The sequence below is a fragment of the Mesorhizobium japonicum MAFF 303099 genome (genome assembly GCF_000009625.1).
Taxonomy (GTDB): Bacteria; Pseudomonadota; Alphaproteobacteria; order Rhizobiales; family Rhizobiaceae; genus Mesorhizobium; species Mesorhizobium japonicum.
The window spans coordinates 460,166-483,912 of sequence record NC_002678.2 but is presented as its reverse complement, the minus strand read 5'-3'; the positions used below and the strand labels follow the sequence as shown (position 1 = coordinate 483,912).

The 23,747-nt window shown below is 63.2% G+C and carries 22 protein-coding genes; 14 read left to right on the top strand and 8 right to left on the bottom strand.

Going from position 1 to position 23,747, the window contains the following annotated elements; genetic code table 11:
- Window positions 1–51 precede the first annotated feature (51 nt).
- Window positions 52–882 (top strand): alpha/beta hydrolase, encoded by an 831-nt coding sequence (locus tag MAFF_RS03630; protein ID WP_044547660.1) that lies wholly within the window; start codon window positions 52–54, stop codon window positions 880–882.
- A 46-nt stretch (window positions 883–928) separates the two neighbouring features.
- Here MAFF_RS03630 and glp read toward each other — a convergent pair whose 3' ends face one another.
- From glp to MAFF_RS03605, 5 genes are read right to left on the bottom strand one after another with little or no spacing between them, the layout of a single operon-like run.
- Window positions 929–2,134, bottom strand: coding sequence for a molybdopterin molybdotransferase MoeA (gene glp, locus MAFF_RS03625; RefSeq protein WP_010909527.1), 1,206 nt, complete (start codon window positions 2,132–2,134; stop codon window positions 929–931).
- Complete coding sequence (gene moaC, locus MAFF_RS03620) at window positions 2,134–2,616, bottom strand: cyclic pyranopterin monophosphate synthase MoaC (RefSeq protein ID WP_010909526.1); 483 nt, start codon at window positions 2,614–2,616, stop codon at window positions 2,134–2,136. The genes glp and moaC overlap by 1 nt, the downstream gene beginning before the upstream one ends.
- A gap of 2 nt (window positions 2,617–2,618) precedes the next feature.
- Window positions 2,619–3,431: an indole-3-glycerol phosphate synthase TrpC gene (gene trpC, locus MAFF_RS03615; protein WP_010909525.1), complete on the bottom strand. Its 813-nt coding sequence runs from the start codon at window positions 3,429–3,431 to the stop codon at window positions 2,619–2,621.
- A 3-nt stretch (window positions 3,432–3,434) separates the two neighbouring features.
- Complete coding sequence (gene trpD / locus MAFF_RS03610; protein ID WP_010909524.1) at window positions 3,435–4,445, bottom strand: anthranilate phosphoribosyltransferase; 1,011 nt, start codon at window positions 4,443–4,445, stop codon at window positions 3,435–3,437.
- Window positions 4,442–6,334 (bottom strand): SurA N-terminal domain-containing protein, encoded by a 1,893-nt coding sequence (locus MAFF_RS03605; RefSeq protein WP_010909523.1) that lies wholly within the window; start codon window positions 6,332–6,334, stop codon window positions 4,442–4,444. The genes trpD and MAFF_RS03605 overlap by 4 nt, the downstream gene beginning before the upstream one ends.
- A gap of 143 nt (window positions 6,335–6,477) precedes the next feature.
- Between MAFF_RS03605 and tpiA the strand changes: the two genes are divergently transcribed.
- From tpiA to MAFF_RS03580, 5 genes are all read left to right on the top strand, one after another.
- Window positions 6,478–7,248, top strand: coding sequence for a triose-phosphate isomerase (gene tpiA / locus MAFF_RS03600; protein ID WP_010909521.1), 771 nt, complete (start codon window positions 6,478–6,480; stop codon window positions 7,246–7,248).
- Window positions 7,249–7,415: 167 nt separating this feature from the next.
- Entirely contained in the window at window positions 7,416–7,880 is a 465-nt protein-coding gene (gene secG / locus MAFF_RS03595; protein ID WP_010909520.1) for a preprotein translocase subunit SecG, read from the top strand.
- A gap of 212 nt (window positions 7,881–8,092) precedes the next feature.
- Entirely contained in the window at window positions 8,093–9,214 is a 1,122-nt protein-coding gene (locus tag MAFF_RS03590) for a L,D-transpeptidase (protein WP_044550471.1), read from the top strand.
- 217 nt (window positions 9,215–9,431) lie between these two features.
- Window positions 9,432–11,069 carry a CTP synthase gene (locus MAFF_RS03585; RefSeq protein WP_080511782.1) on the top strand — a complete coding sequence of 546 codons (1,638 nt, stop codon included), beginning with the start codon at window positions 9,432–9,434 and terminating at the stop codon, window positions 11,067–11,069.
- 23 nt (window positions 11,070–11,092) lie between these two features.
- Window positions 11,093–11,638, top strand: coding sequence for a DUF1697 domain-containing protein (locus tag MAFF_RS03580; protein ID WP_010909517.1), 546 nt, complete (start codon window positions 11,093–11,095; stop codon window positions 11,636–11,638).
- Window positions 11,639–11,689: 51 nt separating this feature from the next.
- Here MAFF_RS03580 and MAFF_RS03575 read toward each other — a convergent pair whose 3' ends face one another.
- Both MAFF_RS03575 and MAFF_RS03570 read right to left on the bottom strand, forming a co-directional pair.
- Entirely contained in the window at window positions 11,690–13,147 is a 1,458-nt protein-coding gene (locus MAFF_RS03575) for an NCS1 family nucleobase:cation symporter-1 (protein ID WP_010909516.1), read from the bottom strand.
- 209 nt (window positions 13,148–13,356) lie between these two features.
- Window positions 13,357–14,259 (bottom strand): LysR substrate-binding domain-containing protein, encoded by a 903-nt coding sequence (locus tag MAFF_RS03570; protein ID WP_010909515.1) that lies wholly within the window; start codon window positions 14,257–14,259, stop codon window positions 13,357–13,359.
- Between the two features lie 262 nt (window positions 14,260–14,521).
- Here MAFF_RS03570 and MAFF_RS03565 point away from each other — a divergent pair, with 262 nt between their 5' ends.
- From MAFF_RS03565 to MAFF_RS03530, 8 genes are all read left to right on the top strand, one after another.
- Window positions 14,522–16,030 carry a leucyl aminopeptidase gene (locus tag MAFF_RS03565; RefSeq protein ID WP_010909514.1) on the top strand — a complete coding sequence of 503 codons (1,509 nt, stop codon included), beginning with the start codon at window positions 14,522–14,524 and terminating at the stop codon, window positions 16,028–16,030.
- Window positions 16,031–16,084: 54 nt separating this feature from the next.
- Window positions 16,085–16,990 (top strand): proline iminopeptidase-family hydrolase, encoded by a 906-nt coding sequence (locus tag MAFF_RS03560; RefSeq protein ID WP_010909513.1) that lies wholly within the window; start codon window positions 16,085–16,087, stop codon window positions 16,988–16,990.
- Window positions 16,991–17,008: 18 nt separating this feature from the next.
- Window positions 17,009–18,670 carry an ABC transporter substrate-binding protein gene (locus MAFF_RS03555; RefSeq protein ID WP_010909512.1) on the top strand — a complete coding sequence of 554 codons (1,662 nt, stop codon included), beginning with the start codon at window positions 17,009–17,011 and terminating at the stop codon, window positions 18,668–18,670.
- 22 nt (window positions 18,671–18,692) lie between these two features.
- On the top strand, window positions 18,693–19,709 hold the full coding sequence (locus MAFF_RS03550) for an ABC transporter permease (RefSeq protein ID WP_010909511.1): 1,017 nt from the start codon (window positions 18,693–18,695) through the stop codon (window positions 19,707–19,709).
- On the top strand, window positions 19,709–20,680 hold the full coding sequence (locus MAFF_RS03545) for an ABC transporter permease (RefSeq protein WP_010909510.1): 972 nt from the start codon (window positions 19,709–19,711) through the stop codon (window positions 20,678–20,680). The genes MAFF_RS03550 and MAFF_RS03545 overlap by 1 nt, the downstream gene beginning before the upstream one ends.
- On the top strand, window positions 20,677–21,636 hold the full coding sequence (locus tag MAFF_RS03540; RefSeq protein ID WP_010909509.1) for an ABC transporter ATP-binding protein: 960 nt from the start codon (window positions 20,677–20,679) through the stop codon (window positions 21,634–21,636). The genes MAFF_RS03545 and MAFF_RS03540 overlap by 4 nt, the downstream gene beginning before the upstream one ends.
- A gap of 8 nt (window positions 21,637–21,644) precedes the next feature.
- Window positions 21,645–22,625 carry an ABC transporter ATP-binding protein gene (locus tag MAFF_RS03535; RefSeq protein WP_010909508.1) on the top strand — a complete coding sequence of 327 codons (981 nt, stop codon included), beginning with the start codon at window positions 21,645–21,647 and terminating at the stop codon, window positions 22,623–22,625.
- 119 nt (window positions 22,626–22,744) lie between these two features.
- Entirely contained in the window at window positions 22,745–23,047 is a 303-nt protein-coding gene (locus MAFF_RS03530; RefSeq protein ID WP_010909507.1) for a DUF982 domain-containing protein, read from the top strand.
- Window positions 23,048–23,170: 123 nt separating this feature from the next.
- Here the strand turns inward: MAFF_RS03530 and MAFF_RS03525 are convergent, their stop codons facing one another.
- Window positions 23,171–23,536 (bottom strand): YybH family protein, encoded by a 366-nt coding sequence (locus MAFF_RS03525; RefSeq protein WP_032930308.1) that lies wholly within the window; start codon window positions 23,534–23,536, stop codon window positions 23,171–23,173.
- Window positions 23,537–23,747: the final 211 nt, after the last annotated feature.

Below are 23,747 nucleotides of genomic sequence, written 5' to 3'. Positions count from 1 at the left end.
GTGGCGGCCATTGCTAGCGTTAAACGCATGCGTTTTTGGGGGAGGGTACGAATGCTCGAACACCGCATTGCCGATTGGAACAACGCCTACGCCAATGGTGCGAACATCGCCGGCAGCGACCGTTGGCCGGCGGCGTGGGCGGTGCCGGCGCAAGCCTTCCGTGACGCGTTGACGGCAGAGGGCCGGGCACGCATCGACATCGCCTATGGCGAGCGACCGCGCAACCGCTTCGATCTTTTCCTTCCAAAGGCCGCGCCCCAGGGGCTCGTCGTGTTCATCCATGGCGGTTACTGGCTGGAGTCCGACAAGAGCGACTGGTCGCATCTGGCCAAGGGCGCGGTCGACAGCGGCTATGCGGTGGCGATGCCGTCCTACACGCAGTGCCCGGAGATACGCATCGCCGGCATCGTCCGTGAAATCGGTGCAGCGATCGAAAAAGTGGCGGCGATGGTCGACGGACCGTTGATGCTGACCGGACATTCGGCCGGCGGACATCTCGCCAGCCGCATGGTGACCACATCAACGCCTCTGGCCGCGGATGTGGGGAAGCGCATCCGCCATGTCGTTTCGATCTCGGGCCTGCACGACCTGCGCCCGCTGATGCGCACCGCTATGAACGCCGCCTTGGCAATCGACGAGACCGAAGCCCAGGCCGAGAGCCCAGCGCTGCTGCGGCCCTTGGATGGCGCCCGCATCACCTGCTGGGCCGGCGGCGGCGAGCGCTCGGAGTTCCTGCGCCAGAATGCGCTGCTGGCCAATATCTGGACCGGACTTGGCGCCGCCACCAGCTGCGTGGTCGAGCCGGATCGGCATCATTACGACATTGTCGATGGCCTCGCCGATCCGGCGCATGCGCTGACACGAACCTTGATCTCGGAATAGATGAGACAGTTTTTGTTCTGTTATCAGTGCGTTATGGGATAGTTCTTCAGCGCAGCATCAGCACGCTGCAAGAATCTCCAACAGCGGATGCAGGGGCAAATGGCGCCCGCACGATCAGCCCATTGGCGTCGGCCAGCATCCTCAGCATGGACGAATCCTGGATGCTGAACGGCGTCGCCACCAGTTCGCCACCGTCTTCCCTGACCACCGCGCGTACATAGTCCTGGCGCAGATCATTGGCCGGCATTGCGGCGCCCAATCGCGCCGGACGGATGTCCTGGCGATGATCGCGGCCGCCGAGCCTCGCCAGAAGCGGCTTCAGGAACAATTGCGAGCAGACCAGGCTTGCCACCGGGTTGCCGGGCAGGCCGATGCACCTGATATCGCCGAGGCGGCCGAACATCAGCGGCTTGCCAGGGCGCATGGCGATCTTCCAGAAGCCGAGCGTCATGCCTTCGCCGGTCAGCACGTCATGGATCAGGTCGTGGTCGCCGACCGAGGCGCCACCAAGCGTGACGATGACATCCGCACCGGCCGCGACCGCCTTTTTGACCAGCGCTGCGATGGCGTCCTTGCGGTCGGCGGCAATGCCGAGATCGAGCGCGCGGGCGCCGACCGATTGCGCCACCGCAGCGACGCCGTAGGCGTTGGACGAGATGATCTGGTCCGGCCCGAGTTCGCTGCCGGGCGGTAACAACTCGTCGCCGGTGGCGATGATGGCGACCAGCGGCCGTTTGACCACGGTGACCACGGGATGGTTGGCCGACGCCGTAAGAGACAGCGCCGCCGGATCGAGTAAGCGACCTTTCTCCAGCAGGAAGTCGCCTTTGGAAAAGTCGAGGCCGACGCGGCGGATGTTGCGCCACTCGGCCGTCGGTTCGATCACTTCGATATGGCCGCCGCCGAGGTCGCGGACGTTTTCCTGGATGACGATAGTGTCCGCACCCTCGGGCAGCGGCGCGCCGGTGAAGATGCGCACCGCCTGGCGCTCGCCGAGTGAGCCGTCAAAGCCGCGCCCGGCCGGCGCCATGCCGATTACCGTGAGTTTCGACGGCACGGAAGCGACATCGGCGGCGCGCACCGCGTAACCATCCATGGCCGAAGCGTTGAAAGGCGGCTGGGTGCGCAGTGCTGCGAGCGGTTCCGCCAGCACACGATCGACGGCCTCGAACAGAGGGACGCTTTCGCCGGCCAGGGGGGCTGCACCATCCAGCAGGCGCTCAAGCGCCTCCGCCACCGGAACCAGCGCCATCAGGCGCCAACCTTATAGTCGCCGGATTTGCCGCCGGTCTTTTCGACCAGGCGGATGCCGGAGATGAGCATGGCGCGGTCGACCGCCTTGGCCATGTCGTAAATGGTCAGGCAGGCGACCGATGCTGCGGTCAGCGCCTCCATCTCAACGCCCGTCTTGCCGGTGACACGCGCCAACGCGGTGACTTTCAGGCCGGGCAGCGCATGGTCGGGCTCGATGTCTACTGAAATCTTGGTCAAGAGCAGCGGATGGCAGAGCGGGATCAATTCATGCGTCTTCTTCGCCGCCATGATGCCGGCGATGCGGGCAGTGCCCAGCACATCGCCCTTCTTGGCGTTGCCGGCGAGGATGGTCTTCAGCGTCTCGGGCTGCATCGAGACGAACCCTTCTGCGATCGCCGTGCGCGTCGTCTCTTCCTTGTCGCCGACATCGACCATATTGGCCTCGCCCTGCGCGCCGAGATGGGTGAGGGCTGATGTCATCGTCAGACGACCTCGGCCAGCGCCTTGCCCGTCAGCAGAATGCGGGTCGCCGCGGTGACATCCTCCTGCCGCATCAGGCTCTCGCCGACAAGGAAGGTGCCGATGTCCTTCTTCTGCAGCCTGAGGCAATCGTCATGTGTGAAGATGCCGCTCTCACTGACCAGCAAGCGGTCGGCCGGCACCATCGTTGCCAGCCGCTCGGAGGTTTCGAGGCTGGTCTCGAACGTTCTCAGATTGCGGTTGTTTATGCCGATCAGCCGCGACGACAGCTTTAGCGCTCGTTGCGTCTCGGCTTCGTCATGTACCTCGATCAGCGCATCCATGCCGAGTTCGAATGCGGTCGCTTCCAATGCGCTCGCCAGCGCATCGTCGACGCTGGCCATGATGATCAGGATAGCATCCGCGCCCCAGGCGCGCGCCTCATAGACCTGATAGGGATCGAACAGGAAATCCTTGCGCAGGGCGGGCAGGGCGACGGCTGCCCTTGCCTTGGTGAGGAATTCCGGCGCGCCCTGGAAGGACGGCGCATCGGTCAATACCGAAAGACAGGCGGCGCCGCCTTTCTCATAGGCCTGCGCCAGTGCCGGCGGATCGAAATCGGCACGGATCAGGCCTTTGGAGGGGCTCGCCTTCTTGATTTCGGCGATCAGGGCGAAGCGGCCTGATCTGCGCTTTGCCTCCAGGGCTGCAAGAAAGCCGCGTGGTGCGTCGGCGTCCTTCGCCCGCGCCTTGATCTCGGCCAGCGGCACGTGTGCCTTGGCGGCGGCGATCTCGTCGCGCTTGTAGGCCTCGATCTTGCGCAGAATGTCAGACACGGTTCACCCGTTCGAAATTTCGACCAGCCGGTCGAGCACCTGCAACGCCCGGCCGCTGTCTATGGCTTGCGCTGCGAGCGCGATGCCGTCGCCGAGCGTCGTCGCCTTGCCCGCGATCACCAGCCCGGCGCCGGCATTCATCAGCACGGTGTCGCGATAGGCGCCGGCAGCGCCGTCCAGCATGTCGCGCAAGGCGTTGGCGTTGTAGGCGGCGTCGCCGCCGCGCAGCTCGTCCTTGGTGTGGCGCTTCAGTCCGACCTCTTCCGGGGTCAGCGTGAAGCTGCGGATCTCACCGCCGATCAGTTCCGCCACCTGGGTCTCGCCGGTGGTGGTGATTTCGTCATAGCCGTCGCCATGGACGACCCAGGCATGCTCGGTGCCCAGCGCCTTCAATGTCTCGGCCACGGGCAAGATCCATTCCGGCAGGAACACACCGACCATCTGCCTGACGACGCCAGCCGGATTGGAGAGGGGCCCGAGCAGGTTGAAGATGGTCCGGGTGCCGAGCTCGACGCGAGTCGGGCCGACATGCTTCATAGCCGGATGGTGCGCCGGCGCGAACATGAAGCCGACGCCGGCTTCGTGGATGCAACGGCCGATCGCGTCCGGCGGAATGTCTATCTTGACCCCAAGCGCGATCAGGACATCGGCCGCGCCGGTCAGCGACGACAGGCCGCGATTGCCGTGCTTGGCGACCGGCACGCCGGCGGCGGCGATGACGAAGGCCGAGCCCGTCGAAATGTTGACGCTGTGGGAATTGTCGCCGCCCGTGCCGACGATATCGATGGCACCCGCGGGCGCCTCAACGCGCAGCATCTTGGCCCGCATCGTGGCGACAGCGCCCGAAATCTCGCTCACTGTCTCACCGCGTACGCGAAGCGCCATCAGGAAACCACCGATCTGCCCAGGGGTCGCGTCGCCCGACATGATTATGTCGAAGGCCTCGCGCGCTTCCTCGAAGGAAAGCGCGGTGCCGGCCGCCACCTTGGCGATATGGGTTTTCAACGCGCTCATCTTGTCGCGGCTTGGGCAACGGCGGCCTGGTCGATGCGGACGTCGTACTGCGTCTGCAACTGCGCCACCAATTGGTCGAGCAGATCGTCCGACATGCCGGAAGTGAAGGATTTCTGCGCGTCTTCCGGCACCGAGCTGGCATCGGCTCCGGCGGGCTCGAACACTTCGGCGACCTTGAACAGGATCTGTCCGTCACCGGTGGGCGAGGGGATCAAACCGGTGCCGCCTTCGCCGACGCCGAACATCACGGCAGCACCCTCCTTGCCGAAATCGGCATCGTCGGCCTCGCGCTTCAGGCCGCGCTTGGTCTGCTTCTCCAGCTTGAGATCACCGGCGATGACATCGAGCGTGGCGCCTGCCTTGAGCCGCTTGTCGAGCTCGCTTGCCTTGGCGGCAAGCCGCTTGGTGGTCTCAGCAGCAGTCCAGTCGGCGACGACTTTCTGGCGGACCTCGTCCAGCGTCCGGTCGCGAGCCGGCGTGATCGAAGCAACCTCATAGAAGATGAAGCCGTTGTCGGCCGTGGTCAGCGCTTCGTTTTCGGTTTTGGGTTCGGCATCAAAGACCGCCTTGATCAGCGCCGGCGATTCCGGCAGGTCCTTGACGATGGAGCCGTCCGGCCTGAGGCCGCTGCGGTCGATGGCGTCGATGGTGACGTCCTTCAGCTTCAGCTTGGCAGCCGCGTCGGCCAGCGAACTGCCGGAGGCGCGGGTGTCTTCGTAATTGTCGTGCACATCCAAAAGGATGCGGCTTGCCTCGCCCAACGCCAGGTCCTTGCGGATCTGGTCGGACACTTCGGCGAGCGGCTTCACCACCTCGGGTTTGATCTCGGTGACGCGCAGCAGCACCGGGCCGAAGGCGCCCTGAACGACCTGGCTGACTTCATTGGCGTTGAGCGCAAAGGCGGCATCGGCAACCGCCTTGTCGGCGATCTTGTCCTTGGCCAACGTGCCAAGCAGCGTGTCGGCCGGGGTCTTGCCTTCGGCTGTCACAAGCTTTTCGAAGGTGGCGCCGGCCTTGAGCGAATCGAGTGCGGCCTTGGCCGCATCCGGTGTCTTGAACACAAGCTGCTCGATCGTGCGCATTTCGGGCGTGGTGTAGCGCGTCTTGTTCTTGTTGTAGTCGTCGCTGACCTGTTGCTCGGTGACGGCGGTCGGATCCATGATGTCCACCGGCTCGAGGCGGACATAGGAGAATTTGCGGTACTCAGGTGCCGCGTAGGTTTTCTTGTTGGCCTCGAAATAGGCCTGAAGCACGCTGTCGCTCGGTGCTTCGATGGGCTCGACGAGCTTCTTCGGCAACAGCAGGTAGTCAACGGTGCGGTCCTCGCCGCGATAGAGCGCGACCGCCTTGAAGAAAGCGTCCGGCGCCTTGAGGCCGTCCGAGACCGCCTCGACGATCTGCTGGCGCACCGCCACCTGGGCGCGGTTCTTCAGGTAATCTTCGGGCCGCATGCCGACCTGGCGCAGCATGTATTCGAATGTTCTCCTGTCGAACTCGCCGCCTGGGCCCTTGAACGCCGGGTCCTCGCGCGTCAGCTCGGCCAGCCGGTCCTTGGACAGGCCGAGCCCAAGCTTGCGAGCCTGTTCGTCGAGAACGGCGCCGGAGACAAGCTGAGCCAGAACCTGGTTGTCGATGCCGAGCGCCTTTGCCTGTTCGTGGGTGAGGCGCTGACCGAACTGCTGCGACATGACGGCGAGCTGGCGATCATAGGCGAGGCGGTATTCGTTGATCGATACCTTGGTGCCGCCCGCTATTATCACCGAATCGTGGCCGGCAAAGCCGCCCATCAGCCGACCGGAGATGCCCCAGGCGGCGAAACTGACCACCAGCAGCGACAGCAATGTCTTCGCGACCCATGTACCCGCCGCGCTTCTCAATATACCAAGCATCGTTACTTCCGATTTATGCGCATTTTCGCGTGCGCCGAGTCTGAAACAAGCGCAATAGCGCCCTTCCGGCCTACTGTCGATTGCTTTGTGGCCTGATTTTGGTAGTGAGGGCCAGAGCTTGATATCGCCCGGAGAAGCAGACCATGACGCCAGGAATTCGCCCGCTTGTCGCCGGCAACTGGAAAATGAACGGCACCAGCGCTTCGCTGAACGAGCTCAGGATGATCGGCAACGGGTTCATGAGCGGGCTCGACGCGGAGACCGAGGCGCTGGTCTGCGTTCCCGCGACGCTGCTTTCCCATGCAGCCGAGATTCTGTCGCGCACGCCGGTCCATGCGGGCGGCGAGGATTGCCACACCAAGGAAAGCGGCGCCTACACCGGCTGTATCTCGGCGGAAATGCTGAAGGACGCCGGCGCGAGCCATGTTATTGTCGGCCATTCCGAATGCCGCGAACAACGCGGCGAGGACGATGCGACGGTCCAGGCCAAGGCCGCCGCCGCATGGCGCGCCGGGCTCGTGGCCATCATTTGCATCGGCGAGACGCAGCAGCAGCGTGAGGCGGGCGCCACGCTCGAGGTGCTGTCGCGCCAGGTCGCAGGTTCGGTGCCGCCGAGTGCCACGCCATCCAACACCGTCATTGCCTATGAGCCGGTGTGGGCGATCGGCACCGGCCTGACGCCGACCGCGGCCGATGTGGCCGAAGCGCATGCGCATATCCGCGAAAGGCTGTCGGAGAAACTTGGTGCCTCTGCCGCCAAGACGCGCATTCTCTACGGTGGCTCGGTCAAGCCGTCCAACGCGGTGGAACTGCTGGGCGTCAGGAATGTCGATGGCGCGCTGGTTGGCGGCGCCAGCCTGAAAGCGGCCGATTTCCTCGGTATCGCCGAGGCCTATCGCAGCATTTCAGGCTGAGATTCACGACGAAAGACGGCGCTCATCCCGTCCAAATTCGTTGCAAAGGGCGCGTTGCTTCCCATATTCCGGCCACGGGCTTGGAAATGCCGTGAAAGCATTGTATTGAGCCGCCTCCAATTCACCGGTCGTGCCCGCGGCCGGGCAAGGCCTTGCCAGGATAAACTATGCAAACCGTACTGATCGTCATCCATCTCATGGTCGTGCTCGCCCTCGTCGGCGTGGTGCTGCTGCAACGCTCCGAAGGCGGCGGCCTTGGCATTGGTGGCGGATCTGGCTTCATGACGGCACGTGGCGCCGCCAACGCGCTGACCCGGGCAACGGCGATCCTGGCGGCGGCTTTCTTCGTCACGTCGCTGACCTTGTCGATCATTGCCCGCTACGGCGAAAAGCCGATCGACATTCTCGATCGCGTCCCCGCGACCGGCAAGGGCGTGCTCAACCAGTTGCCTGGTACGACGACCCCGGCACCGGCCGGCAGCACCGCCCCTACGCCGCCGTCGGGCAATGGCGCAGCGACGACGCCTGCGCCGGCAACTCCGGCCACCGCGCCGGCCTCTGGTGCGACGCCGCCGGCAAACAACGGCACCACCAACACCGCGCCCGCTGCACCGCAGGTCCCGAACCAGTAACGTCCATCTGGTCCAAACCGCGACCTGTGATCGTTTGAACACAGTCGCGGCAAATGCTGCGCGATCACGAAGATTCAACGTGCAGCAGCGCGGTCTCGCGCTTGAGACATCCGCGCTTATTCGACTATAGATTGCGCGCGGCATTTTCGGTGTCCTTGGGGGACGCCGGGCGACGCCGTGGGCAACAAGCATTGAACGATCGGATCTTCGCCATGCAGCTTCGCAGCTTCATTTTCTTGGGACTTTGCGCCGTACTCGGCCTGGGTTCCCCGGCTTTCGCCGGCGTGCCGGCCAATTTGGCCGCCAATCAGTCGGTCGACAAAACCGACGCCATCAACGTCGCAGTCAAGAGCGATGCGGCGCAGTTGAGGCTTCTCAAGAAGAAGAAAAACCCGACACCGGACGATCTCGCCCAGATCAAGAAAATCGAGGCCAAGATCGTTGCCGACAAGGAAGACGCCAAGGCCAAGGCGCTCGAAGCCAGGAAGCTGGCGATGCGCGAAGCGGCCAAGGCCAAGGCCGACGCCGAACGGCAGGCCTTCCTGGCCAAGAGGGAGAAGAGCGCTTCTGCAACGGCCGAAGTGGCTGACGCCAAGCCGGCCAAGAAGACCACCAAGGTCATCGAGCCGATCGAACAGATCACACCAATCCAGTCGGCCGAGCCGCTTCCGGCCGAAGCGATGAATGTCGCGCTGACAGGCAACAATGGCGAGCTTCGCAGTGAGGTCATCGGCCAGAAGCAACCGACCGGCGGCCTTTTCGCCGGCCTGTTCGGCGGCACCTCCGGGTCGTCGATCAGCTATCTGCCCGAGACGCGGGCTCTCGACCAGGCTCTCGCCAAGAAGGACGCCAAGAAGCCGTTCAAGGTGAAGCCGGAATTCGTGCCGCAGGATGTGGAATTCACCGGCTATGAGCCGGGCACCATCGTCATCGACACCAGCGCCCGCCGGCTCTATCTCGTCGAATCGTTTTCGACCGCGCGTCGCTACGCCATCGCGGTCGGTCGTGAAGGCCTGCAGTTCAAGGGCACGGTCGCGGTCGGCGACAAGCAGGAATGGCCGCGCTGGATCCCGACCCTCGACATGCAGAAGCGCGAGCCCAAGCATTACGGCCAGTACAAGGACGGCATGCCCGGCGGTGGCCAGAACCCGCTCGGCGCCCGCGCCATCTATCTCTATGACGGCAAGAAGGACACGCATCTGCGCATCCACGGCACCATCGCGCCGCAGTCGATCGGAACCAGCGCTTCCAATGGCTGCTTCCGCATGATCAACGAGCACGTCATGGATCTCTACAGCCGCGTCAGGGTCGGCACCAAAGTCGTCATCATCTGACGGTTCCATCATCCTGCCGAAAGGGCCGGCTCAGCCGGCCCTTTTGTTTTGCCTCGTTCACGACCAAGCCTGTTCGGTCGTGATCCCTGGACAAACGGAAATCGGTTGTCCGAGAAAACCGGGTTCCACTCTTCGGGATCAAGGTCCGACGCCTTCTTGGGAAAAAACCTTCGCGGTGGTTTTTTCTCTGGCGGAATCAATCCAGCCGCGTTAAGCGATGACTCCCATGGCGCGATATGTATTCATCACAGGCGGCGTGGTTTCCTCACTTGGAAAAGGCATAGCCGCAGCGGCCCTTGGGGCTCTCCTGCAGGCGCGAGGTTATCGCGCACGCATCAAAAAACTCGACCCGTATCTCAATGTCGATCCGGGCACGATGTCGCCGTACCAGCATGGCGAGGTGTTCGTCACCGATGACGGTGCGGAGACCGATCTCGATCTTGGCCATTACGAGCGCTTCACCGGCCGCTCGGCCAATCAGCAAGACAACATCACCACCGGCCGCATTTACAAAAACATCATCGAGCGTGAGCGGCGCGGCGACTATCTCGGCGCGACCGTTCAGGTCATTCCGCATGTCACCGACGAGATCAAGAATTTCGTCCTCAACGGCAATGACGACTACGATTTCGTGCTGTGCGAGATCGGCGGCACGGTCGGCGACATCGAGGCCATGCCGTTCCTCGAGGCGATCCGCCAGCTCGGCAACGATCTGCCGCGCAACAATGCCGTCTACGTGCATCTGACCCTGATGCCCTACATCCCGACGGCGGGTGAACTGAAGACCAAGCCGACCCAGCATTCGGTCAAGGAACTGCGCGGCATCGGCATCGCGCCCGACATCCTGCTGGTCCGTGCGGACCGCGCCATTCCCAAGGAAGAGCGCAGAAAGCTGTCGCTGTTCTGCAATGTCAGGGAAAGCGCCGTCATCCAGGCGCTCGATGTGCCGCACATCTACGACGTGCCGATGGCCTACCACAAGGAAGGGCTCGATTCGGAGGTGCTGGCTGCCTTCGGCATCGATCCGGCGCCTAAGCCGCGCATGGAGCCCTGGCAGAAAGTGTCGGACCGCATCCACAGCCCGGAAGGCGAGGTGACCATCGCCATCGTCGGCAAATACACCGGCCTCAAGGATGCCTACAAATCGCTGATCGAAGCGCTTTCGCATGGCGGCCTGGCCAATCACGTCAAGGTCAAGCTCGACTGGATCGAATCGGAGATCTTCGAGAAGGAGGATCCGACGCCGTGGCTGGAAAAGGTGCATGGCATCCTGGTTCCGGGCGGCTTTGGCGAACGCGGCTCCGAAGGCAAGATCCTGGCGGCGAAATTCGCGCGCGAGCGCAAGGTGCCGTATTTCGGCATCTGCTTCGGCATGCAGATGGCCTGCATCGAGGCGGCGCGGTCGCTGGCTGGCGTCGAGCATGCCTCCTCGACCGAGTTCGGCCCGACCGAGGAGCCCGTTGTCGGCCTAATGACCGAATGGCTGAAGGGCAACATGCTGGAGAAGCGGCGTGAGACCGGCGACCTCGGTGGCACAATGCGTCTCGGTGCCTATCAGGCGGACCTCGCCAAGGGCTCCAAGATCGCCGAGATCTATGGCGATACGCAGATTTCCGAGCGCCACCGCCACCGCTACGAGGTCAATATCGACTACAAGGAGCGGCTGGAGGATTGCGGCCTGGTGTTTGCCGGCATGTCGCCCGATGGCGTGCTGCCGGAGACGGTCGAATATCCCGACCATCCGTGGTTCATCGGCGTGCAGTATCATCCCGAGCTGAAGAGCCGGCCACTCGATCCGCATCCGCTGTTCGCCAGCTTCATCGAAGCGGCTGTGGAGCAGTCTCGCCTGGTGTAGGCAACCGCCGGGCGGGGCCTCTCATGCAGACCTATGTCGCGCTCCTCTACAGCATCATCCTGGGCGAGGGGCGCCGGGTCGTCATGGCGGACCTCAAGGCGATGGCGGAAGGCCTCGGTTTGAAGAATGTGCGCACCTTGGTGGCGACGGGAAATCTGGTCTTCGAAGCGCGAGCGACCGATATCGGCAAGCTGGAACAGCGGCTGGAAACGGCCTTCGAAAAAACCTTCGGCCGTCATGTCGACATCATCGTGCGCACTGCCGAGGAATGGCTGAAACTTGCCGCCGGCAATCCGTTTCCGGCCGATTCAGCTGAAGCAGGCGATCAGGTGGCGGTGCGGGTGATGCGCAAACCCGCGCCCGTGGAGGACGTCGCGGCGCTGCAAGCCTATGCCGCCGAGGACGAGAAGGTATTGCCTTGCGCCGGCGATATCTGGGTCGTCTTTTCGCGCGAGAGGCCAACGTCACGGCTGCTCGCGACAATGAACCACAAACGCCTCGGCATCGGCACGTCGCGCAACTGGAACACGGTGCGCAAGTTGGCTGAGATGGTGGGCAGTAGGCAGTAGGCAGTAGGGAAGGGTCTGTATTCCCTAACTCCTACTGCCTACTCCCTCTTTTCAAGCCTTTGCCGTCTTGGCGCCCGCACCCACGGCGACGGTGCGCAGCACGTAGTAGATGGTTCCGGCAATCGCCACGCCGAAGAACCAGCCATAGACGCCCCACCAGGATGGCAGCCAGTTGGTGAAGTTCGGCAGGATCGACGAGAACACAGCGCCTATGCCGGCGGCGATGAAGGCATTGACGTGCCAGCCGCCCTGGAAGCGGAACTCGCCGTCCTCACGATACAGCGCCTCGACGTCGACCTCGCCTTTGCGGATCAGGTAATAGTCGACCATCATGACGCCGAAGATAGGCCCCATCGTCGCGCCGATGATGCCGACGAAATGCGCGGCACTGCCTTCCCACGGCGCGAAGGGATAGAGCACAAGTGCGATAAGTGCTGCGATGTAGCCGCCCTTCTTGAAGTCGATCTGACGCGGAAAGACGTTGGAGAAGTCGAAGGCCGGCGAGACGAAGTTGGCGACGACGTTGATGCCGAGCGTGGCCACCGCGAAGGTCAGGGCGGCGAGCGCAGCCAGGAACCAGCTGTCGAACTTGGCCGAGATCTGGTCGGGGTGCAGCAGCACCTCGTGATAGACGTCATAGGCGGCAATGGTGGTGACGCCGGCGACCAGCGAAAACAGGATGAGGTTGACCGGCAGGCCCCAGATGTTGCCCTTGCGCAATGCCGCCTTGTCCGGTGCGTAGCGGGCGAAGTCGCAAAAATTGAGGTATAGCGCCGAGAAATAGGTCACCCAGATCGCCGCGACCCCGAAGAGCGCCGTCCACGATCCGGGATCGCCCGGAATGCCGGCGTCGGCGGTCTTTTCGCGCAGCACGTCCATCGGAATGTCGCTGGTAAAGGCGAAGGTCCCCGATTTGACGCAGAGATAGATGGCCAGGAGCAGCATCATCACCCAGACGGCAGGCCCCGCCCAATCCTGGAAGCGGCGCACCGTTTCCATGCCCTTCTGGATGATCAGCAGCTGCAGCGCCCAGATGACGACGAAGCAGATCACTTCCAGGGTGGAATGGCCGAGAAGATGCGAGGTCTTGTTGAATTCGTCGAACCATTGCAGGCGGGTCAACAATGCCACGATGGCGCCGGAGGCGGCCGCCGTTTGCGCACCGTACCAGAAGCAGGCGACGATGGCGCGCACCAATGCCGGGATGTTGGCGCCCCAGATGCCGAAGGAGGCACGGGCAAGCACGGGGTAGGGCACGCCGGTTTTGACGCCGGCGTTACCGACCATGTTCATCAGCGCGTAGATGATCAGCGAGCCGATGCCGATGGCGATGATGAAATTGACGAAGCCGCCGCAGAACAGGAAAAGGCTGGCGGCGAGATAGTAGCCCCACAGGCTGTGAACGTCCGACGTCCAGACGTTGAAGATCGAGAATGCTCCCCAGTTTCGAACTTTGGCCGGAGCGAGATCCTCGTTGTACAGGTCAGGCGATGCGCCTTGTATGGTCACTGCAAAATCCTCCCCTTGATTGGCCACGCGCCTCCACGCGATGGCCGTGCAGGTTAAGCCTGACGCTGGGGAACCGACAAGCAACCCATTTGCCGGCTTTGGCCTTAAAGATATTCAATGCGAACCGCGATTATCGAGGGGGCACAATGGTGGGCCGCTGTTGAATACCAACAGCTCGGGTGATTCGAATCTGGGTACCGCCTCTCCGCCTAGGCGATAGCCATGACCCGCTTGTGGTCCTCGACTTCCGACAACAGCCAGTCCTGAAACAGGCCGGTCCCTGGCTTGTTGCCGATGCTGCGGCGCTGATGCAGGTAAATGCCGGCCGGGTAGGTGTGGCGGGCAGGAAACGGGGCGACGAGTTTGCCTTGCTGCAGAAAATCCTGCGCCATCATCGTATCGGCGAGCGCAATTCCGGCGCCATTGATCGCCTCGCGCATGATGAGCGTGCAGTCATCCAGCGTCGTGCTGGATTTCGGCGTCGTGTCCAGAACGCCTTCCTGCTCCAGCCAACGCTTCCACCTCATGCTCTCGCATTCGTGGATAAGATGATGGTTGACCAGATCGGCAGGCGATCGCAGCGGCACGGGCCCGTCGAGCAATGAGGGTGCGCAGACCGGCGTCAGAACCAGCGGGATCAAAAGCGTCAAGGCCGGGCCGGCCTTGTAGACGAACTCGTCGACAATGGCCAAATCGAAGTTGGCGCGCTTGCCTGATGTCGAGATCTCCAGTTCCACCGCTGGATGCAGCCGACGAAAATTCGGCAACCGGTCCGCCAGCCAAAGGTTCAGGACCGCCGGGACGCACAAGACCCTGACGCGTTGGGTCCTGCCGTGGCTTGGGCCATCGGCGAGGCTGACATCGTCGGTGGCGCGCCAGATGGCCTCGAACGCTTCGGAGAGGCTGCGCGCATAGTAGGAGCCCCTGATGGTCGGCGTTATCTGGCGGAAGCCGCGTTCGAACAAATCCTGGCCGAGATTTCTTTCAAGCGCACGGATATGGCGGCTGATGGCCGAGGGCGTCAGGTGCAACTCCTCGGCTGCATCCTTGATGCTGCCGAGACGTGCGGCGGCCTCGAAAGCGCGCATGCCGTTGAGTGAGGGAAGGGCCATTGGCTAATCATGAATTGTCAGTTGAGTTTTTGTCAATCGACTTGGGTAAAATTGGCGTTTGATTGCCTGGCCTGTTCGGCGCTACCCAAAAGGCAAGAGCGGCTAAGTCGCCATCAAAACACGATTATTCGGGGCCTCTCCGGCACCATTCCACCAACGGCAGAGACCGGCAACGGGTTTTCGCCATTGGCGAGCGAAGCTTTGCGCGCGATGCAAGCTGCGCCGAGGCCGGAGCCGTCAGCACATGGGAGACTGCCAGTCTATGCCTCAATCGCCAGTGCCGGTCTTTGAAACGGTGGACGGGATTTCCGCGGAAACCTCGGTCGTCGTGATCTTGCAGACTGCCCAGGCAGGGTTTGGCCCGCGGGCGACGGTGCTGGACGCTGAAATGGGCGGGATCCTGTCACGAGCCTGCTCCGACCCGGCCACGTTGGCCGACTCCGGAACCTGCATCGATCTCATCGCCCCCCAGGGCGTATCGGCCCGGCGCGTGATCGTCCTGGCCCTGGGCAAAGCCGAGGCCGTAAGCGCCCTGTCATTGGCGCGCGCCGGCGGTCTGCTTGCCGCGCATCTGGAAGGCAAATGCGAATGCGCGGCGACGCTTGTCCTCGACCCGATCGACGACATCGGCCGGCCCGCAGCCGAGATCCTGGCCCGCGTCGCGCTGGGCATGCGGCTGCGGCGCTATCGTTTCGACATGCGCAACCGGCGGCAGGGCGCGGGGGCGGACCGAACCTTGCGGATACAGCTGGTCGGAGCAAGCAGCGCGGAGCTGACCCCGGCACTGGCGCGGGTCAATGCCATCGCGGATGGCGTCGAATATGCACGCACACTGGTCAACCTGCCGCCAAACCATCTCCATCCCGACAATTTCCATGATCATCTGGAGCCGCTACGCGAGGCCGGCATCGATGTCGACATACTCGATACGGCGCGGCTGAAAGAACTCGGCATGAACGCGATCCTGGCCGTGGGTTCCGGGTCGGTGCGGCCGCCGCGTGTCGCTGTCCTGCGCTATCGCGGCAAGGGCGCTCCTTCCCAGCCGATGGCTTTCGTCGGTAAGGGCGTGTGTTTCGATGCCGGCGGCCTCTGCATCAAGCGCGGCGAGCAGATGTTCGACATGAAAGCCGATATGGGCGGCGCGGCGGCGGTGGTCGGCCTGCTGATCGCGCTTGCCCGGCAAGGCAGCCCGGTGCATGCCGTCGGCGTTCTCGGCATTGCCGAGAACATGCCATCCGGCACCGCGCTCAAGTCGCGCGACATCATCACCACGGCATCGGGACAGACGGTCGAGGTGTTCGACACGGACGCGGAAGGGCGCCTGATCCTGGCCGATTGCCTCCACTATGCCGCCTCGCGCTTCAACCCCTCGGTGATCGTCGATCTGGCGACGCTGACCTATTCGGTGATGCGCGGCCTGGGATCGGTCTTTGCCGGTCTTTTCAGCACCGACGATGCCATCGCGTCGCAGATGATCGCTGCGGGGGAAACGGTTGGCGAGCGGTTCTGGCAACTGCCGCTCGACAAGGCCTATGACGAGGGCCTGCAATCGCCCTTCGCGGATCTGCGGCATCACGCCAAGGATATGGAGGATGGCGACGCGCCTTACGCGGCGGCGTTCTTGCGCCATTTCACCGAGGATCGTCCTTGGGTGCATCTCGATATCGCCGGCAAGGAAATGGCCGACGCGGATCGGCCGCTCGGCCGCGAAGGCGCCACGGCGTTCGGCGTGCAGATGCTGGAAGAGTGGGTGCAGACCAGGCTGAACTAGACGCCTGCTGTCGGGGACAGAAACGAAATGCGTTTAAACGTGATGGGAACCGGGATGTCGTCAGAGGTCGCTAGCAAAGAGGGACGAGCCCCGTTCGGCAGTTACGAGACCTGGTATCGCATTTCTGGCGATCTCGATGCCGACAAGGCCCCGGTGGTGGTCCTGCATGGCGGGCCGGGCGCCGCCCACAACTACGTCGATGCCTATAAGCTTCTCGCCCGACGGGACCGCGCCGTCATCCACTACGACCAGTTGGGCTGCGGCAATTCCACTTTGTTGCCGCAGAAGGGCGCCGACTTCTGGACGCCACGGCTTTTCATCGACGAGCTTGAAAACCTCGTCGACCATCTCGGCATCCGCGCGGGCTTCCACGTGCTCGGCCAGAGCTGGGGTGGCATGCTGGGCGCCGAATATGGGGTGACGCGGCCGAAAGGTCTGAAGTCGCTGACCATCGCCAACTCGCCGGCTTCCATGAAGCTTTGGGTCGAAGAGGCCAACCGGTTGCGCGCCGAGCTGCCCGGGGATGTACAGGAGACGCTGACCCGGCACGAGCAGGCCGGCACGACGGACGACCCAGCCTACCAGGCAGCGACGATGGCGTTCTACGAGCGGCATGTCTGCCGGGTCGTGCCTTTCCCGCCGGAGGTGACGGAGATCTTCGACCAGATCGCGCGCAATCCGACCGTCTATCACCTGATGAACGGGCCGAACGAGTTCCATGTCATCGGAACGCTGAAGAACTGGAGCGTCATCGAGCGCTTGCCGGCGGTCGATGTTCCCACGTTGATCATCTCCGGACGCTACGACGAGGCCACACCCGCGACCGTGCAGCCCTACAAGGACGGCATCAAGGGATCGCGCTGGGAGATATTCGAGCATTCCAGCCACATGCCGCATGTCGAAGAGCAGGACGCGTGCATGCGGGTGGTGGGCGACTTTCTGGACGACAACGACAACTGAGAAAAGGGGAACCAAGACATGAAGAAACTGCTTTTGGCAGCATCCGCCGCGGCACTGCTGGCCGGCACGTGGCTCGCTCCGGCACAGGCTGAGTATCTCAAGGAGCACCGAGGCGGCACCATCCGCCTTCTGGCCCGCTCTGCGGCGGGAACGCTCGATCCGCACATCAACTACACCGATCAGGGCTGGCAGATGTACCAGCCGATCTATGACGGCCTGGTGGCCTTCCGCAAGGCCGAGGGCATGGACGGCTTCACCATCGTCCCCGATCTGGCCGAGGCGCTGCCGCAGGTCAGCAATGACGGCAAGACCTTCACGTTCAAGCTGCGCAAGGGCATCAAGTTCTCCAGTGGCCAGGATATGGGCGTGAAGGACGTCGTCGCCTCCTTCCAGCGCATCTTCAAGGTTTCCGGGCCGACTTCCGGCACCTTCTATGCCGGCATCGTCGGCGCCGACAAATGCCTGGCCGACACCAAGAACTGCACGCTCGAAGGCGGCGTTGTCGGCGACGAGGCGGCCGGCACCATCACGCTCAATCTCACCAAGCCCGACGCCGAGATCCTCTACAAGCTTGCCTTGCCGCACGCCGTGGTACTGCCGGCGGATACGCCCGCCGAAGACATGGGCTCCAAGCCCATTCCCAGCACCGGTGCCTACATGATCTCCGCCTTCGACCCCAACAAGGGCATGACGGTGTCGCGCAACCCGAACTTCAAGCAGTGGAGCGAGGAAGCGCAGCCGGACGGCTATCCGGATGTCGTCCAGTATGATTTCGGCCTGTCCGAGGAAGCGGCCGTGACGGCGATCCAGAACGGCGAAGCGGACTGGATGTTCGATGCGCTGCCGAGCGACCGCCTGGGCGAACTTGGCAGCAAGTCGATGGACCAGTTGCACATCTCGCCGCTTTCGGCGTGGTGGTATGCGCCGCTGAACAACCGTCTGGCACCCTTCGACAACGAAAAGGCGCGCCAGGCCGTTGCCTATGCGATCGATCGCAACACGCTGGTCAAGCTGTTCGGCGGCAAGGTGCTGGCCTCGCCGGTCTGCCAGGTCCTGCCGCCGGACTTCCCGGGCCATGAGGACTATTGCCCGTTCACCAAAAACCCCGGCGCCAAATGGTCGGCACCCGATCTCGACAAGGCAAAGCAGCTTGTCGAGGAATCCGGCACCAAGGGCCAGAAGGTGACCATCATCGCCGAGGACACAGCCATCTCACGCTCCATCGGCGTCTATCTGCAGAGCGTGCTGACCAGCATCGGCTATGTCGCCGACGTCAAGCCGATCTCGCCCAATATCCAGTTCACCTACATTCAGAACACCAACAACAAAGTGCAGATGTCCATTACCCAGTGGTACAAGGACTATCCCGCAGCGTCGGACTTCCTCAACATCCTGTTCAGCTGCTCCTCCTTCCGTGAAGGTTCGGACGCTTCGATCAACATCGCCGGCTTCTGCGACAAGGACATCGACGCCAAGATGCAAAAGGCGCTGGACCTCGGCGTGACCGACCAGAAAGCCGCCGACAAAATGTGGGCCGAAATCGACAAGCAGGTCACGGACAAGGCGCCGGCAGTCGGCCTCTTTACCCCGAAGCGGCTTGATTTCGTCAGCAAACGGGTTGGCAACTTCAAGTTCAACCGGCAGTTCAACTGGATGATCACCCAGTCCTGGGTGCAGTAACGACCTTTGGAGGGGCACGCCCGTGTCGAACCAAGCCGTCGCCATGTCGCGCAAGACGCGAGGGCCCTGGGCCGTCGCGTTCGCGAAGCTGGCAAGGGACAGGGCTGCCATGGCATCCTTGGCCGTGTTCCTCCTCATCGTGCTGGCCTGCCTCAGCGCGCCTCTCTACGCGAAATGGGCAGGCACGGACCCATTCGCTTCGACGCTCGACGCCGTCATCCAGATCGACGGCGCCGACGTCCCGGTGATGGAACAGTCGACCGAAGGGCTCGGGCTTGGCTACACGCCGCTGGGGCCGACCTGGCGGCTCGGTAATTATTTCCTTGGCGCCGACAGCCAGGGGCGCGATGTCATGGCCCGAATGCTCTATGGCGGGCTGAGCTCGCTGCTGATCTCCGGGGCGGCCACCATCTTCACCCTGATTATCGGCACGGCGGCGGGATTGATCGCAGGCTATTTCGGCGGCATCACCGATACGGTGCTGTCGCGCCTGCTGGATGTGCTGTGGGCGTTCCCGATCTATCTGCTGGCGATTTCGCTTTCCATCGTCACCATCGCGCAAGGCATCAGGATCGGGCCGATCGATATCGAGTCCGGCAGCCTATGGTTGCCAGTCATCATCATCGGCATCGTCTATGTGCCCTATGTGGCGCGCCCGATACGCGGGCAGGTGCTGTCGCTGCGCCACAGCGAATTCGTGCTGGCCGCAATCAATCTCGGCGTGCCGGGATGGCGCATCCTGTGGCGCGATATCCTGCCCAACATCACCACCACGCTCATCGTCTTCGTGCCGCTGATGATGGCGCTGAACATGCTGACGGAATCGGCACTTTCCTTTCTGTCGATCGGCGTGCAGCCGCCCGCCGCGAGCTGGGGCACCATCATCCAGGACGGGCAGGCGCTGCTCTACACCAGGCCGCTGGTGGCGCTGGTGCCAGGCCTGGCGATCGCAGTGTCCGTCATGGCGCTCAATGTCTTCGGCGACGGGCTGCGCGACGCGCTCGACCCGCGCTCCAAGGTTCGGCTGGGGCGCGACTGATGTTTTATGCCATCCTGCGCCGTTTCGGTCAGATGCTGTTCGTGATGTTCGGCATCTCGGTCATCGTCTTCCTGATCTTCTTCGCGACGCCGGGCGCTGACCCGGCGGCGCGCATCGCCGGCCGCAATGCATCGCCCGAAGTGCTGGAAGCCGTGCGCCACAGTTTCGGCTTCGACCGGCCACTCTACGTGCAATATGTGAAGATGATGGAGAAGATCTTCGTCACCGGCGACCTGACCTCCTTCGTCAATCGCGGCTGGAAGGTGGTGCCGGCGGTGATGGATTCCATTCCCGTTACGCTTTCGCTGGTGTTCGGGGCGGCGATCCTGTGGGTGGTTGTCTCCATCATCATCGGTATCGTTGCCGCCGCCACCCGCGACAGCTGGCTGGACAAGCTGCTGATGGCGCTGGGGCTGCTTGGCATCTCCATGCCGGTCTACTGGCTGGGCGAGGTGATGAACCTGATCACCCAGAGCCGCTACCACGACAGCTGGGCGTTCTCCTGGGTGCCGCCGCTCGGCTATAAGAATTTCTCCGACGATCCCAAAGGCTGGTTCCTGACCCTGGTCATTCCGTGGATCACGTTGGCCATTCTCTACATCGGCATCTACGGGCGCGTGCTGCGTGCCGCCATCATCGAATCCCTGCAGGAAGACTTTATCCGCACGGCCCGCGCCAAGGGCCTGTCGGAGACGCGCATCTTGCTGCGCCACGCCTTGCGCACATCGCTCATCGCCTTCGTCACCTTGTTCGGTCTCGACTTCGGCGCGCTGGTGGGCGGCTCGGCCCTTTTGACCGAGGTGGTGTTCGGGCTGCACGGCATCGGCAAGCTCACCTATGACGCGCTGCAGAACCTCGACCTGCCGATGATCATGGCGACGGTGATGTATGCGTCCATGTTCGTGGTCATCGCCAATGCGGTCGTCGACTTCGTCTACATCCTGCTCGATCCGCGCCTGAGGACATCATGATACTGTCGGTGCGCGACCTCAAAGTATCCTTCCGCACCAATGACGGTCTGGTGCGGGCCATCGACGGCGTTTCCTTCGACCTCGAGGAAAGTGAGATACTCGGCGTTGTCGGCGAATCCGGTTCCGGCAAGACGGTGTCGCTGCTGGCGGTGATGGGCCTCATCACCGATCCCAACGCCCGGATCGAAGGCTCGATCCGCTACAAGGGCCGCGAATTGGTCGGGCTGCCCGCGCGGGAGCTTCGCCGTTTACGCGGCAACGAGATCGCGATGATCTTCCAGGATCCGATGACGGCGCTTACGCCAGTCTACACGATCGGCTGGCAGATCGCCGAACAGATCCGCGCGCACCAAAATATCAGCAAGGCCAAAGCGATGGTGCGCGTCGAAGAACTGCTGGCCGAGGTGAATTTTCCCAATCCGCACGAGGCGATGTCGCGCTATCCGCACCAGCTTTCGGGCGGCATGCGGCAGCGCGCGGTAATCGCAATGGCATTGTCCTGCAATCCGGCGCTGCTGGTGGCGGACGAGCCGACCACGGCGCTCGACGTCACGGTGCAGGCCGGCATTCTCGACCTCGTGCGCAAATTGCGCGCGACGCACAAATCGGCCGTGGTCTTCATCACGCATGACATGGGCGTGGTCTCCGAACTCGCCGACCGAGTGATGGTCATGTACGCCGGCCGCGTCGTGGAACGTGGCAGCCGCATGGAACTGTTTTCCGACCCGCGGCATCCCTACACGCGCGCGCTGCTCGGTTCGATCCCGCCGCTGACCGGTGAAAAGCCGCGCCGCCTGCCGGCCATTCCCGGTTCGCCGCCATCGCTGCTGCGATTGCCGCAGGGCTGTGCCTTCGGCCCGCGATGCCCGGTCCACTACGAGCCCTGCGTGACCGGCAAGCCAGACCTTGGCGTCGGCACCCACGCCGCCGCGTGCTTTCGGGTGACGCAGGCATGAGCGGACCGATGACCGACAGCCCCATCCTCGAAACGCGTTCACTCGGCAAGCGCTTCTCGATCGGCACCCGTTTCTCCGCCGAAGGCAAGCGAACCGTCCATGCGGTCGACAATGTTTCGCTGACCGTACGGCGCGGCGACACGGTCGGCCTGGTCGGCGAATCCGGCTGCGGCAAGTCCACGCTGGCGCGCTGCCTGGTGAGGCTCTACGACATATCGGTCGGAGAGCTGCTGTTCGAAGGCGAGGACATCACCTCGAAATCGCTGTCTGAACTCAGGCCGCTGCGGCGGCGCCTGCAAATGGTCTTCCAGGACCCGTCGGCCTCGCTCAATCCGCGCCGGCGCGTCGGCGATCTGGTGGCCGAGCCGCTGCGCATCCATGGCAAGCTTTCCTCCCGCGAGATCACCGCGCGCGTCGCGGAATTGTTCGAGCTCGTGGGACTGCTGCCCGACCATGTCATGCGTTATCCCCACGAATTCTCCGGCGGCCAGCGCCAGCGCGTCGGCATCGCGCGAGCCATCGCGCTCAACCCGGATCTGGTTGTCTTGGACGAACCGGTCTCCGCGCTCGACGTCTCGGTGCAGGCGCAGATAGTCAACCTGCTTGCTGATCTGCAGGAGAAGCTGAACCTCACCTACATCTTTATCGCCCACGACCTGTCGGTGGTGCGCCAGGTATCGACCCGCATCGCGGTCATGTATCTCGGCTCGATCGTCGAGGAAGGGCCGGCGGAGCAGGTGTTCGCGACGCCCGCCCATCCCTACAGCCAGGCCTTGATCTCGGCGGTTCCGGTCGTTGAGACGACGCCCAGCGGGACGCGCAAGCGCATCATCCTCACCGGCGACGTGCCGAGCCCGCTCAAGCCGCCATTCGGCTGCCGTTTCCACCCAAGATGCCCGATCGCGGTCGAGCGATGCCGCACGGAACGGCCGGAACTGAGGGAGTATCGGCCCGGCTGCAAAGTGGCCTGCCATTTCCCGACGGTTTAGCCGGCGACCATTGACCAAAAGATTTTTTAAAGGTTCCGTTTTCTGTATGGAACCAACCGCAAGACTGTGCGTTTCATAAGGTTCGATCGGGCGGCATCGCGATCGACCGGGAGGAAACGATGGACTACCTGCATTTCTTTGCGCCCGTGCGAATCTCGCGCGGGCAGGGACATCCTGTAGAAGAAGTGGATAGTGTCGCCGAGGCGATGGTTTTCTTGCGTAAATGGCCGACGGGACGACGTGGGCCAGTGTATCAGTGCGCGCTGAACTGCTGCTCGGCCGCTTTGTCGGGACAGATGTCGGCGGAGGAGGCCAGGAAGGCATTCACCGGCTTTGCCCGGATAACGCGGCTTCTGGACGACGACATGGCGCTGCCGGTCCCCGGCGAAACCATGGCGGACGTATACGCGCTGCGGCGGTAGCCGCACCCGGATTGCTGAACGCCAGGACTGCGGCTGTGACGGCCGCAGCGGCGTTTTGATGCGCGCCTGCGGCAACAAGTACGGTCGGGCGCTTGTCTGAAAACGGTCACCCCAGGCAAAGCTTTAATCCCAAGCAACGGAATAGCGATCGATCACCCAGAGCCAGGAGCCGTCGGCCTGCCGCCGGGCAACCTCGCTGGTCACATCACCGTCGGGAAGTCGGGTCGAAGTGAGGGCAAGGTCGCCGCAAACGAGCGCCGGTCGCTGCTCTCCGACCGCAAACTTCCGTCCGGACGTAACGATCTCGGCATAGTAGTCACGAATGGCTTCGCGGCCGCGCAGAAAGCGTCCGTCGCCGCAGTCGATCACCGCATCCGCCTCGAACAGCGCGACCATGCCATCGACATCGCCAGCATGCTGTCTCGCTATCAGCATGGGCTCCAGCTGCTGCGGGTCGTAAGCGGGCTTTCCCGCGCTCGGATCGTTCATGGTGGCAGCTCCATAAATACTTAGCGCCCTTTTCCACCGGCTGCCGAACCATGCTGTCCCAACCTGGTAAAGCCCCTGGCCCGTCAGATAGCACGCGCGTTCCGGGACGAGTGACATGGACGTTCTGGGATCTGTCCAGCTTTGTCGAGTTGCGCTCTTGCCAATTTGTAAAAAACCAACCACCATGCTTTCGAACAGCGAAAGCGTTGGA

Bases quoted from the DNA above. Each gene is read 5' to 3' on its own strand.
- MAFF_RS03630 (WP_044547660.1), top strand. From the start codon at position 52: ATGCTCGAACACCGCATTGCCGATTGGAACAACGCCTACGCCAATGGT.
- glp (WP_010909527.1), bottom strand. From the start codon at position 2,134: ATGGCGCTGGTTCCGGTGGCGGAGGCGCTTGAGCGCCTGCTGGATGGT.
- moaC (WP_010909526.1), bottom strand. From the start codon at position 2,616: ATGACATCAGCCCTCACCCATCTCGGCGCGCAGGGCGAGGCCAATATG.
- trpD (WP_010909524.1), bottom strand. From the start codon at position 4,445: ATGAGCGCGTTGAAAACCCATATCGCCAAGGTGGCGGCCGGCACCGCG.
- MAFF_RS03605 (WP_010909523.1), bottom strand. From the start codon at position 6,334: ATGCTTGGTATATTGAGAAGCGCGGCGGGTACATGGGTCGCGAAGACA.
- tpiA (WP_010909521.1), top strand. From the start codon at position 6,478: ATGACGCCAGGAATTCGCCCGCTTGTCGCCGGCAACTGGAAAATGAAC.
- secG (WP_010909520.1), top strand. From the start codon at position 7,416: ATGCAAACCGTACTGATCGTCATCCATCTCATGGTCGTGCTCGCCCTC.
- MAFF_RS03590 (WP_044550471.1), top strand. From the start codon at position 8,093: ATGCAGCTTCGCAGCTTCATTTTCTTGGGACTTTGCGCCGTACTCGGC.
- MAFF_RS03585 (WP_080511782.1), top strand. From the start codon at position 9,432: ATGACTCCCATGGCGCGATATGTATTCATCACAGGCGGCGTGGTTTCC.
- MAFF_RS03580 (WP_010909517.1), top strand. From the start codon at position 11,093: ATGCAGACCTATGTCGCGCTCCTCTACAGCATCATCCTGGGCGAGGGG.
- MAFF_RS03570 (WP_010909515.1), bottom strand. From the start codon at position 14,259: ATGGCCCTTCCCTCACTCAACGGCATGCGCGCTTTCGAGGCCGCCGCA.
- MAFF_RS03565 (WP_010909514.1), top strand. From the start codon at position 14,522: ATGCCTCAATCGCCAGTGCCGGTCTTTGAAACGGTGGACGGGATTTCC.
- MAFF_RS03560 (WP_010909513.1), top strand. From the start codon at position 16,085: ATGTCGTCAGAGGTCGCTAGCAAAGAGGGACGAGCCCCGTTCGGCAGT.
- MAFF_RS03555 (WP_010909512.1), top strand. From the start codon at position 17,009: ATGAAGAAACTGCTTTTGGCAGCATCCGCCGCGGCACTGCTGGCCGGC.
- MAFF_RS03545 (WP_010909510.1), top strand. From the start codon at position 19,709: ATGTTTTATGCCATCCTGCGCCGTTTCGGTCAGATGCTGTTCGTGATG.
- MAFF_RS03540 (WP_010909509.1), top strand. From the start codon at position 20,677: ATGATACTGTCGGTGCGCGACCTCAAAGTATCCTTCCGCACCAATGAC.
- MAFF_RS03535 (WP_010909508.1), top strand. From the start codon at position 21,645: ATGACCGACAGCCCCATCCTCGAAACGCGTTCACTCGGCAAGCGCTTC.
- MAFF_RS03530 (WP_010909507.1), top strand. From the start codon at position 22,745: ATGGACTACCTGCATTTCTTTGCGCCCGTGCGAATCTCGCGCGGGCAG.
- MAFF_RS03525 (WP_032930308.1), bottom strand. From the start codon at position 23,536: ATGAACGATCCGAGCGCGGGAAAGCCCGCTTACGACCCGCAGCAGCTG.